Genomic DNA, 16,290 nt, shown 5'->3' on the forward strand with positions numbered 1-16,290 from the left:
ATTTAGTATTTAATGAGAGATTTTTCCATTTGTCAAGGCCGGCACTTTTTTTTTAATTCTTTCGCGGTCAAGGTCTTTCCATGGCGCAGGAAATCCGCAACCGTTCCACAAAAAAGCAGCCTTCCACCCCGATCGCCACCACCGGGCCCCAGTTCAATTACCCAATCACTGCCGGCCAGCAATTCCAGGTTGTGATCGGCAACCACGACCGTGTGTCCCGAAGCGGTCAAGCGACGGAAAAGATCTTTGACGCGGTCCAGGTCCACGGGATGAAGGCCGTAGGAGGGATCATCCACCAGGTACAGCGTGGATGCCTTGCCGTTGACCAAGTGGCGACAGAGCTTGAGGCGTTGACGTTCACCCTCCGACATGGCGCCCAGGGTCTGGGAAAGACGCAGGTAACCGAGACCGTTTTCCTCAATGGCCGCCAGAATGCGGGCCACTTGCGGCAATGGTTCCTTTAGCAGGCGCCAAGCCTCTGATGCCGTCATTTCCAACCATTCGACCAGGTTCTTTCCCTGGACGCGGATTTTGATTGATTCGGCTCTCAGCCCTGTGCCATTGCAATCTTCGCAGGGAATCCAGACTGAGGGCAGGAACTGCATCTCCAATTCCCGGCCGCCCTTGCCCCTGCAGACCGGACAGCGTCCCCGGGGCGAGTTGGCGGAGAAATGGCCGGGTGTATAACCCAGTCGACGGGCCGCCGGCTGATCCGCGAACCATTCACGGATGGGTGCATGGATACGCATAAAGGCCGCCACTCCGGACCGCGACACCGCGGCATTCACCTCCGGATCTACATATTCCACGGAGGCAATGCCCTGCGGACACGGTCGGGCTGCCAATTCATCCCGCAAAAGAGATGTCTTTCCGGCTCCGCTGACCCCGCATACCATGGTCACGCCCGCGCGGGGCAGCCCGACATCAAATCCAGTAAGGTTGTGCGCCGACAAGCTCCGGAATTCCAGCATGGAAGCGGGGAGAGTGGAGACAGCTCCGATAGTGATCGGGCAATGGATGCGTTGCTGGGTAAGGGTTTGCTTTCCCTGCAAAAAATCGGCCCGGGTGTCGGAAAATACCACTTTACCACCGGCATTCCCGGCTCCGGGACCCAACTCCACCACCCAATCCGCGGCGCGAATCAAGTCGGGGTCATGCTCGATCATGATCACCGTGTTTCCCGCCTCACGCAATCCCCTGAGAAACTCCATGATGTGTCGGCTTTCCGCGGGGTGGATATCAGCTGAAGGTTGATCCAGTATCAAAAGCGAATCGGACAGAGTCGACCCCAGGATAAACGCCATGTTCAACCGTTGATGCTCGCCCCGGGAAAGTGTAAACGTCAAACGGTCCAGGTTGAGGTATCCCAGACCGCTGCGATCCAGGTATTGCAGCCGGGCCTGGATCTCCCGGAACACATCCGGTGTAACTCTTCCCGCAAGTTCACCCGCATCCAGGTCGGCAAAAAACCGGTGCACGTCCCGGATGGTCATGGCGCTCAGCTCCGCAATATTGAGACCTTTCACCCGGTAGGCCAAAGCTTCCGCGTTCAGGCGCGCGCCGCGACATTCCGGGCATGGCTGATAGGAAGAATAGCGACTCAGGAGCACGCGTGCTTGAACTTTGTACTGCTTGCCCTTTAAGAAGCGGAACCATTCGCTTACTCCGGGGAAACCGGGGCCGCCGTCCAGAATGAAATCCTGGTGGGTTAGGGATAAATCTCTGAACGGTTGGTGGATATCAATTCCCGATTTCTTTGCGGCGGCCAGCAGTTGTTCGCGGAACGAGCGGTGAATGGCCGTGCGCAAGGGCCGTATCGCTCCTGCGGCGAGCGATAAAGCCGGGCTGAATATCTTTTTCGGGTCCGGTTCCTGCAGGTCGCCATATCCCCGGCAACGGGGACAAGCGCCCCTAGCGCTGTTAAAAGAAAACAGGTTTTCATCGGGATCGGTATAAGTCACATTGCAATGAGGGCATCGCAAACTGGCGGCATAGAAAACAGTTTGACCATTGCGCAGAATCACCACCCGTTCCCGGCCCAGGGCAATGGCGCGATCAACGGCTTCAAACAAACGTGACCACTGGTCTTGGCTGACCGTTACCTCATCCAACACCACCTGGATATTCCGGCCGGCAAGGGCTCCCCGTAATCTTTGCGGCTTGCCGTTATGCAGGTAATGGTAATATCCCCGGTTTACCAGGAAAGGGATTTCTCCACGGTAATCAAAAGCAACCAGAACATCTCCGCCGGGATGGGCAAGCAGGTCCGCCACGATTTCATCCAGGCTCCATCGTCTAAGCCGGCGGCCGCAACCCGGGCAGAAAAAATGCCCGCCCCGGGCATACAGGATGCGGAAGTAATCATACAAATCGATACTGGTGGCCACAGTCGAACGCGGATTTCGCGCCGGTCGCCGGTGACGAACAGCCACGGCGGGAGGCAACCCGGTGACACCATCCAGGGGAGGTTTCTCTATCTTGTCCAGGAATTGACGGATATAGGGGGAAATCGACTCCATATAGCGGGAATACCCCTCTGCGTACAAAGTATGAAAAGCCAGCGAAGATTTACCGGCTCCCGAAACGCCGACTAAGGCGATAATCTTTCCCCTGGGAATATCCAGGCCGATATGTTTCAGGTTATGGGTTCGGACACCCCGAACGCGGATCCAGTCAGTCACGTGGTTGGGTGGCGTGTTTCGGCAGAGATCTCTTTAGCCACGAAATTGGGGCAAGGTCTCGGCCCCCGGAAAAAGCGCCGCCGCTCCCAATTCCTCTTCAATGCGCAGCAATTGGTTGTATTTGGCAATGCGTTCACTGCGGCAAACCGAACCGGTCTTGATCTGACCCGTTTCCAGGGCCACGGAAAGATCGGCGATAAAGGTGTCTTCCGTTTCACCGGAACGGTGGGAAACCACCGTAGTATAACCGTGACGCTGTGCCAGGCGGACGGTTTCGATGGTTTCGCTTACCGTACCGATCTGATTCAACTTGATGAGGATCGAGTTGGCTACATTGCGGGAAAATCCGGTGCGCAGGCGCTCGGTACTGGTTACAAAAAGATCATCTCCCACCAACTGGATGCGGTTCCCCAGGCGCCGGGTGATCTCTTCCCAACCCGGCCAGTCATCTTCCGCCAGCCCGTCCTCGATAGACACGATGGGATAGCGGTCCACCAGGTCAACGTAAAAACCCACCATCTGTTCCGGCGTCAGGCGTTTGCCACCTGATTTGTGAAAAACGTAATGACCGTCCCGGAAAAACTCCGAGGCCGCCGGGTCGAGAGCTATGGCCAGATCTTTCCCGGGGAGAAATCCGGCTTTCTCAATGGCTTCCACGATCAATTTCAAAGCCTCTTCATTGGACGACAGGTTGGGCGCAAAACCGCCTTCGTCCCCCACTGCAGTGCCAAAGCCCCGGTCTTTCAAAACCTTTTTCAATGTCTGAAAGACCTCCGCACTCATGCGCAGGCCTTCACGGAAAGAAGGCGCGCCTATGGGCATAATCATAAATTCCTGGAGATCCACGCTGTTGTCCGCGTGGGCGCCGCCGTTGAGGATGTTGAGCATAGGAACAGGCATGCGACTGGCGCAGATACCTCCCAGATACTGGTATAGGGGCAGGCCGGCAAAAGCGGCGCCGGCTTTGGCCACGGCCATGGACACCCCAAGCATGGCATTGGCACCCAAACGCGACTTGTCTTTGGTTCCATCCAGTTCCAGCATCCTGTGGTCGATCTCTTTCTGTTGCAGAACAGACATGCCCAACAGCGCCGGTTGAATTGCATTGGTGACATTGGCAACCGCATTCAAGACACCCTTGCCCATGAACCGCTCCGGATCATTGTCTCGCAGTTCAAGGGCTTCGTGCGCACCGGTGGAAGCACCCGAAGGAACCGCCGCGGAAGCGAACAGTCCGGATTGGAGGCATACGTCGACTTCAATCGTGGGATTGCCGCGGGAATCCAATATTTCCCTGGCCTTGATTTTGTCAATCAGCATAAGCGGTTCCTCCCGGCGACAATAAACCAGATCAGCTTTTGGTAGAGCGGCTGCGAGTGGTTTTGGTGGGACGCGGCGTTTCCGCTTCCATTTCGCCCTTGACGCTGCTCTTGGCATCGTTTACCAGGCTTTTTACCTGGGCCAGGGTTTTTTCCGAGGTGGTTTTTACCTGTTCCACTACTTTCTGAGCGTCACGGGAAAGGCGCTCGTAACTCTCGCGCGCATCGTCAGACAACTGGTTGCCCGTTTCCCGAAGTTTGCGGCGGGTTTCTTCGCCGGATTGGGGGGCAAAAAGCAAGGCAAGGCCCGCCCCGATCGCGGCACCCGTAAGGAAACTGAACATCGTAGATGTGAAACCATTTCTCTCAGTCATGATCGACCTCCTTTCGTTTTTCGAACCATGTTCCAGCCAAAGCGGATGGCCGGGATGAAGGCCATGACGCCGGCGGATTTCCGCAGGACATTCCGGTTGACAAGGTTGAGTGCCCTGGTGATGACGTGAAGCGATTTTTTCGAGGACTCAATGATCTCGCCCACTTTCTCTGCCTCTCCATCCACGCGTTCAACCACACCCTGCAATTTTATCGTCAGGTCCCGCGCTTCTTCAGAGGTTTTCGCCAGGTCGGCCATGAGCAAACGCAACTGGTTGATGGCCGGAACCAAGGTCAGTACCAAAAGCAGAAAACCCACCGAAACCAGCAGGGCGACAATAAACACGACAATCGTTGTAGCTGTTCCCATCTCTACGTCTCCGGAATTCCTATTTCATTATAGAACAACACCTATGGGATATCAACCATATCCGCAAGATACTTCGTTACTCGTTTTTCAATCCATCAACCAGGCGGCGTAATGCTTCCAGGTCCGGCAGGTCCAGGTTGACTTGAATGCCCGGGGGCTCAAAAAAGGGCGCATGGCGGACGCTGATTTCCTTCGGTAATTCAAGCCTTTCCACTCTTTCGCGCCATTCCTTTTCGGCTGCAGTGACCATGGGGAACCTCAACGCATGCAACCGGTTGAGTACCGCTTCAGCCGGGCGTTGATGGAGAAGGGCCGTGTGCACCTCAGCTCGACGCAAGACATCGTCAACTTCGCAACCGTCCCGTGCCAGGATCTCTCTTACCATGGCCGCCAGGCGCAACCCCTGGGATGCGGTGAAATGGACCGTTTCCATCAGGCCCAGCAGGGAGCGCCGTGAATCCACCGCGAGGGCGGCCAGCTCGCGGGCCGCCGGCAACGCGATACGCCCCTCGCGCAACAAAATCGCAAAATCCCGGCCCAGCAGGGTGGGCAATTGCGCAATCAGGCCCGGATTCAGGGGGATATCCAACCCGGTACGGCGGCGGATCTCTTCCGGCTTCGCCTCTTCCAGGGCCAGGGAGGCGAAATACAGTTTTTCATACAGGTTGACGGAAAAGACCGCCTGGAGCAGGTTGAAACCCAGATAAAGGCTTTCCAACGGCGAAAGCGCCACCTGCATGATCTCTGCCGTGACCACTTTTCGTTGTTTCAGGAATTCCAGCCGACACTCTCCCCAGATCACTCTTTGCTTTGAGTCGACGATGATCAACGGCATACCCGGGAATCGCCTGTCCAGCGACTCTCCCCGGTTTTCCATGCTGGAGGGCCGACTCAAACGGCGATGGGGATCGATTTTCAAGGAATCGAGCGGCAAGGTACAAATGGTCCCGATCACCGTATTTCCCCAGTCTTGGCGCCTTTTTCTGCACTGACCCTCAGGCCCGGACCGATGTTGATGGCCATTGCCCTTCCACCGGCCCGGCGAATCGCCTCCATAACCGCCTCGCGGTTTCCGGGACACCAGGCGAACATGCATCCCCCTTCTCCGGAGCCGTTGATCTTGGCCGCCAGGGCTCCGGCTTTGAGGGCGGCATCGATCATGGCGTTTAAACGCGGAGTGGATACCCGCAGTTTATCTCGCAGGATCTGCTGCAGCCGGATCATGAGGCCGGCCAGAGCAACGTTGTCCGGCTGGGATGAACGCAGCACCTGCCTTGCCCTGCGGGTGATCCAGTGGTTCTCTACCGCAGCCTGGGCATATTCCCGCCATTCCCGGTCCACGGCTTTCAGAAAAACCTCTGCATGATCCGGAGTCAGTTCCCGGCGGTCTCGAATATGCGCCGCTTTCATCAACTGACGCAACCCCTCATTCTGACCGCGATTCAATCGGGCCAGTGTCTTTAACGTATCCTTGGGTTCCCCGGAATCTCCGAGAACAAACTCTTTCATGCAAGCCGGCAAAGATTCACAATTCACCCGGGGCTCGCACTCCAGATAGATTACGCCTCCACAAGCGGAAGCGTAATGGTCCATGCGCCCGCCGTTCTCGCCGAATTCCTTTACTTCGGCGGTATACGCCAGTTCCGCCACCCGCATGGGGTCATCGAGAAAGGCGGACCGCCCTGCCGCAGCCAGCAGGAAGCCGGTCCAGGCAACCACCAGTGCGGAAGAAGACGAAGCCCCCGCCTGGATGGGTATGTTTCCCCGCACCGCGGCGTGCACCCCCGCGGGTCCCAGCAGACCCCGGCGCGCCAATACCCGGGCACAACTGCGCAGGTAATCTCTGGAACGGCTATAATGTTCCGGAGGCAGGTTGAACTCCTCCCGGGAACCGATGTCCGGGAGTTCGACCAACGCCCTTGGCGGGCCCTTCACATCTCCCTGGATCACGATGGTACGGTCAATTGCGGCTGCGATAACCGGGAAGCCGAGATAATCCTGGTGTTCGCCGAACAGGCAGATTCGTCCGGGAGCCTCGGCGGTAATGGTCATTCAGTCCGGGATCCGTTGACCGCGCCGCCGCAGGGTGGAACCACTCCACCATCCGGGATGGTATCGTTGCGCAGATACGCGAACGGCCCTATCCGGCAATCCCGGCCGATACGGGTCCCGGCACCGATATAAGTGCAGGGGAACAACACCGTATCCTCCCCGATCGACACATCACATTCCACAGTGGTGCTTCCGGGATCCATCACCGTTACCCCGCCTTCTTCAGCCAGGCGCCGCAGTTTTCGCAGGTTGAACTCGCGTTCCGCCGCCTGCAGATCCCAGCGGTTGTTGATCCCCAGGGCGACCCGATAGTCCTGCGCACATAGCGCGTGAACCCGGTGACTTTGATCATGCAGTATCTCAATGATATCGGTCAGGTAGTATTCGTTTTTGCGATTGCGGTTTGTAATGCGGGAAAGAAGAGGCCAAACCGTGGGCGTGTGAAAAAGGTAAATCGAGGAATTGACTTCGCGCAATTTCAACTGATCCGGAGTGGCGTCCAGTTCTTCCACCACCGCCGCCACACCCCCCCCCGGAGTGCGAACCACGCGCCCATACGGTGGTGGGGTATGGGGAAAAAGGGCCGACAGGAACGTACATGGGACCGGATCCGCGCTATGGCTTTCACACAGGCGCCGGATCTCTCCGGCTGTAATCCATGGGTTGTCGCCCACGGTCACCAGCAGTTCTCCGGAAAAATCCGCCACCTGATCCGCGGCGCTGAGCAGGGCGTGGGCGGTACCCATAGGCGGTGATTGAACAGCGTAACGCACGGGCCGGCCTGAAACCGCTTCCTGCACCTCTTCCAGGTTTTCCCCGCAGACCAGAACCGTGTTTTCCGCGGGAATGCCGGCAGCGGCCATGTTTTCCAACAGCCAGAGAATGAGCGGGCGCCCCAGCAGGGGGTGAACCACTTTGCTGCGGCGGGAACGCATGCGGCGGGATTGGCCCGCCGCCAGGACAACAGCAGCGATGGAACCCTTCATTCCGCCATTTTAAGAGGCGTAAAGGGGGAAGTCAACCACGGCACATGCACGACTTTGACGATCTTTGTCCGCTTTTTATCTCAAACCTATTGATTTTTTTCGGCTCTGCATTTACCCTGAAAGGGAAATCCAATGGATTTGAGGAGGAATCATGAAAGGAATTCGTGTATTCACGACTATCGGCGTTCTGATTGCAGCGCTGCTTATGTTCACCGCTTGCGGCGGAAAGGAAAAAGCCACGAGCGGCGGTGATGTCAACCTGCTGTCCCTGATCCCGCAGGATGCTGCCGGGGTTATGACCATGAATTTTGAGAAAATCCGTGAACTCGACTTTTTCAAAAAAGCGGTTTCAGAAATGGAAGCCAAGGAAGAGAAAGAGGAAACGGAAAAAGCGTTCAAGAACTACCAGGACTTCGTAAACAAAACCGGAATCGACCTGCGGAAGGACTTGCATGGCGTGGCATTCGGGCTGTTTGGTGACTTCCAGGCTTCCGGTATGGACGCTGATTTCGTGATCGTGGCCCGGATCGACATGGACCGCGCCAAGATCCTTGACATAATCAAGGCGGAAGCAAAGGATTTGACGTCCACGGAGTACAGTGGCCAGGAGATGTTCGTGGGCAAAGACGAAGAAGGCGAAGAGATGAGTTTCGCGTTCATTTCCGACAGCATGGCCACGGCCGGCAAGCCCGTCCAGGTAAAGAGGGTGATTGATCTTGCTCAGGGCCGGGGTGAAAGCGTTCTCATGAACACGGAGAAGATGCCTTATCTCGAGCAGATGAAACCGGGAACGGCCATGACTTTTGTGTTCGACTTCCCGGAAAAGCTGAAACAGGCCGGCCAGGAGGGGGGTCCCTTCAAGATGGATCTCTCCAAGGCGGAGATGCTCTTCGGTTATGTTGATCACGGCGGAGCCGAATGGAACGGCGAACTGAAAATGATCTCCCGTGACGAGGCGACCAACAAGCAGATGGTCACCATGCTCAACGGCTTCAAGGGCATGGGCGCCATGGCCGGACCCGAGGTGGCGGAGCTGGTCGGCAACATCAACCTGACTGCTGCAGCTGATCACGTTAAACTCACCTTTAATGTGTCTGACGAGCTGATCCGCAAGCTCCAGGAGAAAGCCAAAGAAAAAGCCGATGCCATGACCACGCCGGACCCCGACGAAACAGAATAGATGATCGCATTCATCCGGGGGTGGGGGCAAAGCCCCGCCCCCGGATCCGCATTGAAAAACAATCCGGCATATGCTATATTGCTTCCGGCGCAACCGCCAAGGTGAAAAGGAGAAATTCAATGAGAATTGAAAAGAGGAAAGTCGGTGATGTTGCCGTTTTCGACATCAAGGGAAAAATACTCGCCGGTGAAGGCGTGGATGAATTGCGCGAATCGATCAACCAGGCCGTGAATGACGCGGAAACCAAGATCCTGTTCAACTTCAAGGACGTACCCTACCTCGATTCAACCGGTCTGGGTGAAGTCGTGCGCTCCTATACTTCGGTTAAGAACCGTGGCGGCGTGGTAAAGATCGTCAACTTAACCAACAAAGTACATGACTTGCTGTCCGTTACCAAGTTGATTACCGTTTTCGAAACATTCAACGAAGAAGACGAAGCAATCAAGAGTTTCAGCTGACCCAACCGCATCTCCGTTTACCTTGCCTGCCCGGCATTGAAGGCGGATTCTCATTCCAGTGACCACGGCCTTGAACACCAAGTATCGCAATTTCTTCCTGTTCGCCCTGGTTTTCGTACTGGCGTTTTCCGTATCCACCAGCCTTGCCAAGCGGCGGGGCTTCCTTTCCGACGAATCTTCCTATTTTTCGATTATTCAGAGCCTGGCTCATGACGGTGACCTGGAATACACCCGCCGGGACATCCAGCGGATCCGCCGCCATTTCTATACCGGTCCCCTGGGCCTCTTCCTGAAGAAAGCTGAAAACGGACGCCTTTACTTTGCCAAATCATTCGCCTATCCGCTGGCCGCGGCTCCCTTTTTCCGCTTGTTCGGCCAGAATGGACTTCTCCTTTTCAACGGCCTGATGATCCTGCTGTGCCTGTGGATGGGTTATCTTTTGTTGCGAAAACACCACGACGAGTCCGACAGTTTCCGCTTCAGCCTGGTGTTTATCCTTGCCAGCGTGGTTCCGGTCTACATCTGGTGGGTTACCGCGGACTTGTTTAATTTCTTTGTCGTGTTCGCCGGCCTGTTCTGTTTTTTCTATCCATTTCAGCGCAAGGGCTGGTTCTACCTTTCCGGATTGTGTTTCAGTTTTGCTGTGTTCTCCAAGCCCAACACAACCCTGCCCATTGCCATCCTGTACCTAATGCTGCTGTTTCAAAGGGAATGGAAACGCTTCCTGGCCCTTTCCCTGATCACCGTGATAATCTGCTCACTCCTGCTGGGATTTCTCTACGCCCAGACCGGGGGAATCAACTTCATGGGCGGCGAACGGCGCACATTTTACAGCCACTATCCCTTTGAAATGCCGGAATACCGGTTTGAAAACGGCTTTAAAATGACCGCGGACAATTACTGGGAGCGCTTTTACCTTTCTCCAAAGATCGTGGCCTTGAACCTTTTTTACTTTGTGTTCGGACGGTTCACCGGCATGTTCATTTACACTTTTCCGGCCCTCTTCGCTTTATTGCTTTTCCTGTTTCAGAAACGGGGCCGCGAGGACTGGTTCATTCTGAGCGCCATTACCGCCGGGGTCCTGTTTTTTGTGCTGGTTACCCCGGACAACTACTTCGGGGGCAGCGGATCGGTGGGCAATCGCTACCTGTTCAGCATATTGCCTTTTTTCTTTTTTCTGGGTTACCGCCATCGTCCCATGCGCCTGACCTGGATCCCCCTCCTGGTGGGCCTGATATTTCTACCCGGGCTTTTCATGGACGCGGTCCATCACTCGACCTATTCGCGCAGCGCGGGCTTGTCATTCCCCATCAACCAATTCCCGCCGGAAAAAACCCAGTACCAGGCCTTGCAGGCAAACGAGAATCCCCGGGCTTTCGGCCGGCTGGTTCATGACCAGCAAAGACGCTATACCATGCATTTTCTCAACGACAACAACTGGCCGCTGGAAGCAAACAGTTTCTGGACCAACGGCACCAGTCCGGCGGAGATGTTCGCGGTCATGCCCGGCCCCGTACGCAATTTCCGCATCAAGTTAAAAAACATTCCCGTGGAAAACCGCGTGGTACTGCAGCTGGAACACCTACGCCGCGAGTTTCGCCTGCAACCCAACCAGGAAGTCATGGTCAACGTGGATTGTCGGCGTCACCACATCAGCGGTTTGGCCATGAAAAAACGCCAGATTTACTATTTCCGCATTCGCAGCCTCAAGGAGTACTGCCCCTTTTTTGCTGACCCCTACAAAGAGGACCGCCGCAACCTGGGTATCCAGGTCCACATCGGCTTCGAGCAGTAAACCCCATGTGCGGAATCTGTGGATTTGTGCAACCGCAACGCAAAGCCGATCAGTCCGATCTGCGGCGCATGAACGACCGCATTGTCCATCGCGGCCCGGACGACGACGGCTTCCACTACACGGGTGAAGTGGGTCTGGCGGCCCGCCGCCTGAGCATTATCGACCTCAAAACCGGTCACCAGCCGTTGTCATCCGCTTCCGGGCAATGCTGGATTACTTACAACGGAGAAGTGTACAACTTTCCCCAGCTGCGGCGGGAAATGGAGTCTGCGGGCGTGCGCTTCCGCACCGGCACGGATACGGAAGTGCTCGTCAATCTCTACGAACAACGGGGATTCGATTTTGTCGATCAACTGGTCGGCATGTTCGCCATCGGCATCCACGATGCCCGCAAGCACCGCCTGGTACTGGCCCGGGACCGGCTGGGCATCAAACCCCTCTATTACTACCATGACACGGCCGGCGGCAACCTGATTTTCGGTTCCGAAATCAAATCGATCCTGGAATACCCCGGCATGCCCCGGCGCCTGGATCACGAAGCCCTGGACTACTTTTTGTCCCTGGAATATGTTCCCGCGCCTCTTTCCATATTCAGAGACATCCGCAAACTGCCCGCCGGACATATCCTGGTATGGGAAAACGGTTGCATCCGCATTCAGCGTTATTGGGATGTCGCCACCACGGATAACGGCCGGCCGCGATTCACGGATGAAAGAGACAGGTTTATCGCCCTGCTGGAAGATGCGGTGCGATGCCGGCTGATCTCGGATGTCCCGCTGGGAGCGTTTCTTTCCGGGGGCATCGACTCCAGCGCCATCGTGGCCATGATGAGCCGCCACACACAGGAACCGGTCCAAACTTTTTCCATTGGCTTCGAAGAAAAATCTTATTCCGAACTTCCCTGGTCCCGGAAAGTCGCGGAAACGTTCGATACGCGCCATTACACGCGAAACCTGTCTCCGGATATCAATGAACTCGTTTTGCGCCTGGCTGATTTTATGGATGAACCGCTGGGGGATTTTTCCAACTTTCCCACCTACCTTGTCAGCCGCACGGCCCGGGAACGCGTCACGGTTGTTCTTTCCGGCGACGGCGGCGATGAAATCTTCGGCGGGTACGAACATTACATCGCCCAGCGCATGGCCCGCTTCCTCGATCCACTTCCCATGCGGCCTTTTCACGGGGTTCTGGCCGGCCTGACCCATCTCTTCCCGCCTTCCACCAGGAAAAAGGGCATGATCAACCGCATCAAACGTTTCAGTGAAGGCTTGGAAAACCCCTGGGATCAACGTCATTTCCGCTGGATGCTCTTCTTGTCCCCCCGGTCCAAGGCCGGCTTGTACGCGCCGGAATTTCTTCAACCCCATTTTCTTGAACCCCTGACGCGACGCGAGCCGTTTGCCGCCCATTTCCGTCAGGCAAGCCGCTTTTCCGGCATTAACCAGGACCTCTACCTCGACCTCAAGACCTACCTTACGGACAACATCCTGGTCAAAGTCGACCGCATGAGCATGGCCAACTCCCTGGAAGCCAGGGTTCCCTTATTGGACCATCGCCTGGTGGAACTGGCTTTTTCCCTGCCGCCGGAATGGAAGGTGCGGGGCTCGGTTACCAAGTGGTTTTTCAAGCAATCCATGGAAGGGATCCTGCCCCGGTCGGTTATCCATCGCCGCAAAGAAGGGTTTTCCATTCCCATCAAAAACTGGCTGCGCACGGACCTGCGGGACTTAATGCAAGACACCCTTTCTGAAGCACGCATAAAGGATTCCGGATTGTTTCAACCTCAAGCCGTGCAACGCATGGTCAACGAACATCTTAGCGGAAAACAGAATCATTCCCATCGCCTGTGGGCTTTGATTCAATTCAACCTGTGGCGCGAACTCTGGCTTACTTCCCCCTGCCGCGGTTGAGTTCAGCGGCTGTCTCGAGTATAATCAGGCATTCAACCATTTTCCGCAATTACAGGAGTGATGGGTAATGTCTGAAAAAGAAACCGCAACCGCACGGGTGGAATTGGGAAAGAATTTGGACCTGAAACGGATATTCCCCCTCCACACCTACGGGGATTGGAAAAACGCCGCGGAAGCCGGACTCAAAGGGGCGCCTTTTGAAAAAAAACTGGTCTCTAAAACCCCGGAAGGCATTGACATTCAGCCGCTTTACCTGCGTGAAGACGTGGTGTCCCTGCCCCACTTGAGAGAATTCCCCGGTCTACAGACCCGTTCCCGCGGCGGCACCGCGGCCGGGAACATCGAATGCGGATGGGAGACTGCCCAGGAAACCGTGGACACGGACCCGCAAGAGGCCGGCAAAGCCCTGCGAAACGCCTTGAAACGCGGGCAGACAGCGGTTACCTTCGCCTTGTCACCCGCTTTCCGCCGCGGCGCGGATGCTGAAGAAGACGGCGGCGACGGCCTCTACCTGACCGGGACCGGGGATCTGGAAGCGTTGATCCATGAAGTGGATTGGTCCGCCTGCCCGTTGCATTTCCTCGCCGGTTCATCCGGAATGGCGGTTGCCATGCTTCTGCAGGACCTGGCCCGCCGGGAAAACCGCGACCTGGCGAAAATCCGGGGCAGTATCCAGCAGGACCCCCTGGGCGAATGGGTGCGCAACGGCGCCCTGCCGCTGAACACGGATCAGGCCGGTCGCGAGACCGCGGCCCTGGTGCGCTGGGCCACGGACCAGGCCCCGCAGCTCCAGGTCGTATGCGCAAACGGGCTGATATACCACGAAGCCGGAGCGGACGCCGTCACGGAGTTGGGCTTTGTTCTCTCCACGGCCGTGGAATACCTCGCGGATCTCGTGCAGCGGGGCATTCCCGTTGATCAGGCGGCTCCCCGTTTCCGGTTCGGATTCGGTGTCGGCACCCATTTCCTCATGGAGATCGCCAAATTGCGCGCGGCCAGGATCCTGTGGAGCCGCGTCGTTAGAGCATTTGCCGGCGATCACGCGGCCAGGCGCATTCGCATTCACGCACGCACTTCCCGCTACTACCAGTCAAGATACGACGCCCACGTCAACATCCTGCGTGCCGCGACCGCCACATTCGCCGCGGTTGTCGGGGGCGCGGACAGCATCCATACATCCCCATTCGACGAGTCATTCCGCGTTCCCAACGACCTCTCCCGCCGCCTGGCCCGAAACACCCAGATTATCCTCGACGCGGAAAGCCATTTCCGCCACCTGATTGATCCCGCCGGCGGCGCGTATGCCCTAGAAACCCTGACCCATGAATTGGCCGCAAAGGCCTGGAACCTGTTCCGCGAAGTGGAGTCCCGGGGCGGCATGACCCGCGCCATAGCCGCGGGATTCCCGCAGGAGCGGGTTCTGGCCGTGCATTCGCAGCGGGCGCTCAAAATCGCGACGCGACGCACGGTGATCGTGGGCACCAGCCATTACGCCGACATCCAGGGAGAGCCGGCAATCGTTGAAACCCCGGACTTGTCTCAAATGCAGGCGGCTAGCGCCCGCATGAAAACCCTGCAGTCCCTGCGAAACCCGGCGGCTTTGCGCGATCTGCTGGATAAAGCCCCGAGTCTGGAAGATTCGCAATGGGTCTTTTGGGGAGCGGAGACACTGGGCGCCGGGGCGGCGCCGTTCGAGATATTGTCCGCCCTGCGTCAGCGGCAGGAAACAATGCCGGCGGCGGAAAAACTCTTTGCGTGCCGTGCGGCCGCGCCGTTCGAAAAACTGCGGGACCGGAGTGAATCCTACCTGCAACAAACCGGGAATCGCCCCATGGTGTTTCTGGCCAACCTGGGTTCCCCGGCCCAGCACAAGGCCCGGGCCGAATTCTCAAGGGGCTTTTTTGAAGCCGCCGGTTTTGCGGTTGAATCTTCCGACGGATTTGATTCCCCGCAAACAGCGGCCGAGGCCGCGGCCGGATCCAAGTCCCCGGTAGTGGTGGTCTGCTCAAACGATGACTGCTATCCCGAGCTGGTTCCGCCACTGATCCGGGCCCTGCGGGAAATGAAAAATTCAGCAGTGGTGGTTCTGGCCGGATACCCGGAAGAGAGCGTAAATGCGTTGAAAGAAGCCGGCGTGGATGAATTCATCCACTTACGCGCCAACGCCATCGACGTGCTGTCCCGCATTCAACAACGCATAGGAGTGGCTGAATCATGAAACGACCCGATTTTACCCGCATGGATTATGCGTTTGACCCCATTCCCGGTAATGAAGAACAATGGCATGAAGTCTTCGTGAAGGAAACGGGAAAGTCCCCGCAAGACTTTGCCTGGCTGACCAATGAACAGATCAACTGCAAGCCCCTCTATACGGAATCCGATCGTTCCGCCTGGGAACATGAAGGATACCAGGCGGGCATGCCGCCCTTTCTGCGCGGCCCATACGCCTCCATGTACGTGCAGCGGCCCTGGACCGTGCGCCAATATGCCGGTTTTTCCACGGCGGAAGAAAGCAATGCTTTTTACCGCCGCAACCTGGCCGCGGGCCAGAAGGGATTGTCCGTGGCTTTCGACCTGGCCACCCACCGCGGTTACGACTCCGACCATCCCCGCGTGGAAGGCGACGTGGGTAAAGCCGGAGTGGCCGTGGACTCGGTTGAGGACATGAAAATCCTTTTTGACCGCATCCCCCTGGACCAGATGTCCGTGTCCATGACCATGAACGGTGCTGTTCTGCCGATCATGGCTTTCTTTATCGTTGCCGCCGAAGAACAGGGCGTAACCCCGGAGCAATTGACCGGAACCATCCAGAACGACATCCTCAAGGAATACATGGTGCGCAACACCTACATCTACCCCCCGGCCATGTCGATGCGCATTATCGCCGATATTTTCCGCTATGCTTCCGAGCGCATGCCCAGATTCAACAGCATCAGCATTTCCGGCTACCACATGCAGGAAGCCGGGGCCACGGCGGACCTGGAGATGGCCTACACCCTGGCCGATGGTCTTGAGTACGTGCGCACCGGCATCGCCGCGGGCATGGACGTGGACCGTTTCGCGCCCCGTCTCTCTTTTTTCTGGGCCCAGGGCATGAACCACTTCATGGAAGTGGCCAAGATGAGGGCGGCCCGACTGATCTGGGCGCGTATGATTCACAGCTTTTC

Annotated in this window: 13 protein-coding genes; 6 read left to right on the forward strand and 7 right to left on the reverse strand. The window is 57.0% G+C overall.

The genetic code is table 11. The features are described 5' to 3' along the window. Positions 1–32: 32 nt before the first annotated feature. The 7 genes from ENN40_03510 to ENN40_03540 form a co-directional block, all read right to left on the reverse strand. The gene (locus tag ENN40_03510; GenBank protein ID HDP94410.1) at positions 33–2,681 is read right to left on the reverse strand and encodes a hypothetical protein; all 2,649 of its coding nucleotides are present in this window, start codon (positions 2,679–2,681) and stop codon (positions 33–35) included. A 33-nt stretch (positions 2,682–2,714) separates the two neighbouring features. Next, positions 2,715–4,001, reverse strand: a complete 1,287-nt coding sequence (gene eno, locus ENN40_03515; protein HDP94411.1) for a phosphopyruvate hydratase — start codon at positions 3,999–4,001, stop codon at positions 2,715–2,717. A gap of 31 nt (positions 4,002–4,032) precedes the next feature. Continuing rightward, the gene (locus ENN40_03520) at positions 4,033–4,374 is read right to left on the reverse strand and encodes a YtxH domain-containing protein (protein ID HDP94412.1); all 342 of its coding nucleotides are present in this window, start codon (positions 4,372–4,374) and stop codon (positions 4,033–4,035) included. Continuing rightward, on the reverse strand, positions 4,371–4,742 hold the full coding sequence (locus tag ENN40_03525; protein HDP94413.1) for a hypothetical protein: 372 nt from the start codon (positions 4,740–4,742) through the stop codon (positions 4,371–4,373). Before ENN40_03525 ends, ENN40_03520 begins: the two co-directional genes overlap by 4 nt. Positions 4,743–4,818: 76 nt before the next feature. Then, positions 4,819–5,697 (reverse strand): hypothetical protein, encoded by an 879-nt coding sequence (locus tag ENN40_03530; GenBank protein HDP94414.1) that lies wholly within the window; start codon positions 5,695–5,697, stop codon positions 4,819–4,821. Next, on the reverse strand, positions 5,694–6,794 hold the full coding sequence (locus ENN40_03535) for a GHMP kinase (GenBank protein HDP94415.1): 1,101 nt from the start codon (positions 6,792–6,794) through the stop codon (positions 5,694–5,696). Before ENN40_03535 ends, ENN40_03530 begins: the two co-directional genes overlap by 4 nt. Further along, a complete protein-coding gene (locus ENN40_03540; GenBank protein ID HDP94416.1) occupies positions 6,791–7,780 on the reverse strand; it encodes a hypothetical protein in 990 nt (329 codons plus the stop codon). The genes ENN40_03535 and ENN40_03540 overlap by 4 nt, the downstream gene beginning before the upstream one ends. 151 nt (positions 7,781–7,931) lie before the next feature. Between ENN40_03540 and ENN40_03545 the strand changes: the two genes are divergently transcribed. The 6 genes from ENN40_03545 to ENN40_03570 form a co-directional block, all read left to right on the forward strand. Further along, positions 7,932–8,960: a hypothetical protein gene (locus ENN40_03545; protein ID HDP94417.1), complete on the forward strand. Its 1,029-nt coding sequence runs from the start codon at positions 7,932–7,934 to the stop codon at positions 8,958–8,960. Between the two features lie 119 nt (positions 8,961–9,079). Continuing rightward, positions 9,080–9,418 (forward strand): anti-sigma factor antagonist, encoded by a 339-nt coding sequence (locus ENN40_03550; GenBank protein HDP94418.1) that lies wholly within the window; start codon positions 9,080–9,082, stop codon positions 9,416–9,418. Between the two features lie 58 nt (positions 9,419–9,476). Beyond that, positions 9,477–11,213 (forward strand): hypothetical protein, encoded by a 1,737-nt coding sequence (locus ENN40_03555; GenBank protein HDP94419.1) that lies wholly within the window; start codon positions 9,477–9,479, stop codon positions 11,211–11,213. Between the two features lie 5 nt (positions 11,214–11,218). Further along, on the forward strand, positions 11,219–13,123 hold the full coding sequence (gene asnB / locus ENN40_03560; GenBank protein HDP94420.1) for an asparagine synthase (glutamine-hydrolyzing): 1,905 nt from the start codon (positions 11,219–11,221) through the stop codon (positions 13,121–13,123). 67 nt (positions 13,124–13,190) lie between these two features. Then, on the forward strand, positions 13,191–15,341 hold the full coding sequence (locus tag ENN40_03565) for a methylmalonyl-CoA mutase (protein ID HDP94421.1): 2,151 nt from the start codon (positions 13,191–13,193) through the stop codon (positions 15,339–15,341). After that, a partial coding sequence (locus ENN40_03570) for a methylmalonyl-CoA mutase (GenBank protein ID HDP94422.1) occupies positions 15,338–16,290 on the forward strand: 953 nt, incomplete at its 3' end. The genes ENN40_03565 and ENN40_03570, both read left to right, overlap by 4 nt.

It is taken from the genome of Candidatus Aminicenantes bacterium, assembly GCA_011049425.1.
Classification (GTDB): Bacteria; Acidobacteriota; Aminicenantia; order UBA2199; family UBA2199; genus UBA876.

Excerpts from the sequence above, each read along its gene's own strand:
- ENN40_03535 (HDP94415.1), bottom strand. The coding sequence starts at position 6,794 with ATGACCATTACCGCCGAGGCTCCCGGACGAATCTGCCTGTTCGGCGAA.
- ENN40_03540 (HDP94416.1), bottom strand. The coding sequence starts at position 7,780 with ATGAAGGGTTCCATCGCTGCTGTTGTCCTGGCGGCGGGCCAATCCCGC.
- asnB (HDP94420.1), top strand. The coding sequence starts at position 11,219 with ATGTGCGGAATCTGTGGATTTGTGCAACCGCAACGCAAAGCCGATCAG.
- ENN40_03525 (HDP94413.1), bottom strand. The coding sequence starts at position 4,742 with ATGGGAACAGCTACAACGATTGTCGTGTTTATTGTCGCCCTGCTGGTT.
- ENN40_03565 (HDP94421.1), top strand. The coding sequence starts at position 13,191 with ATGTCTGAAAAAGAAACCGCAACCGCACGGGTGGAATTGGGAAAGAAT.
- ENN40_03550 (HDP94418.1), top strand. The coding sequence starts at position 9,080 with ATGAGAATTGAAAAGAGGAAAGTCGGTGATGTTGCCGTTTTCGACATC.
- ENN40_03545 (HDP94417.1), top strand. The coding sequence starts at position 7,932 with ATGAAAGGAATTCGTGTATTCACGACTATCGGCGTTCTGATTGCAGCG.
- eno (HDP94411.1), bottom strand. The coding sequence starts at position 4,001 with ATGCTGATTGACAAAATCAAGGCCAGGGAAATATTGGATTCCCGCGGC.
- ENN40_03520 (HDP94412.1), bottom strand. The coding sequence starts at position 4,374 with ATGACTGAGAGAAATGGTTTCACATCTACGATGTTCAGTTTCCTTACG.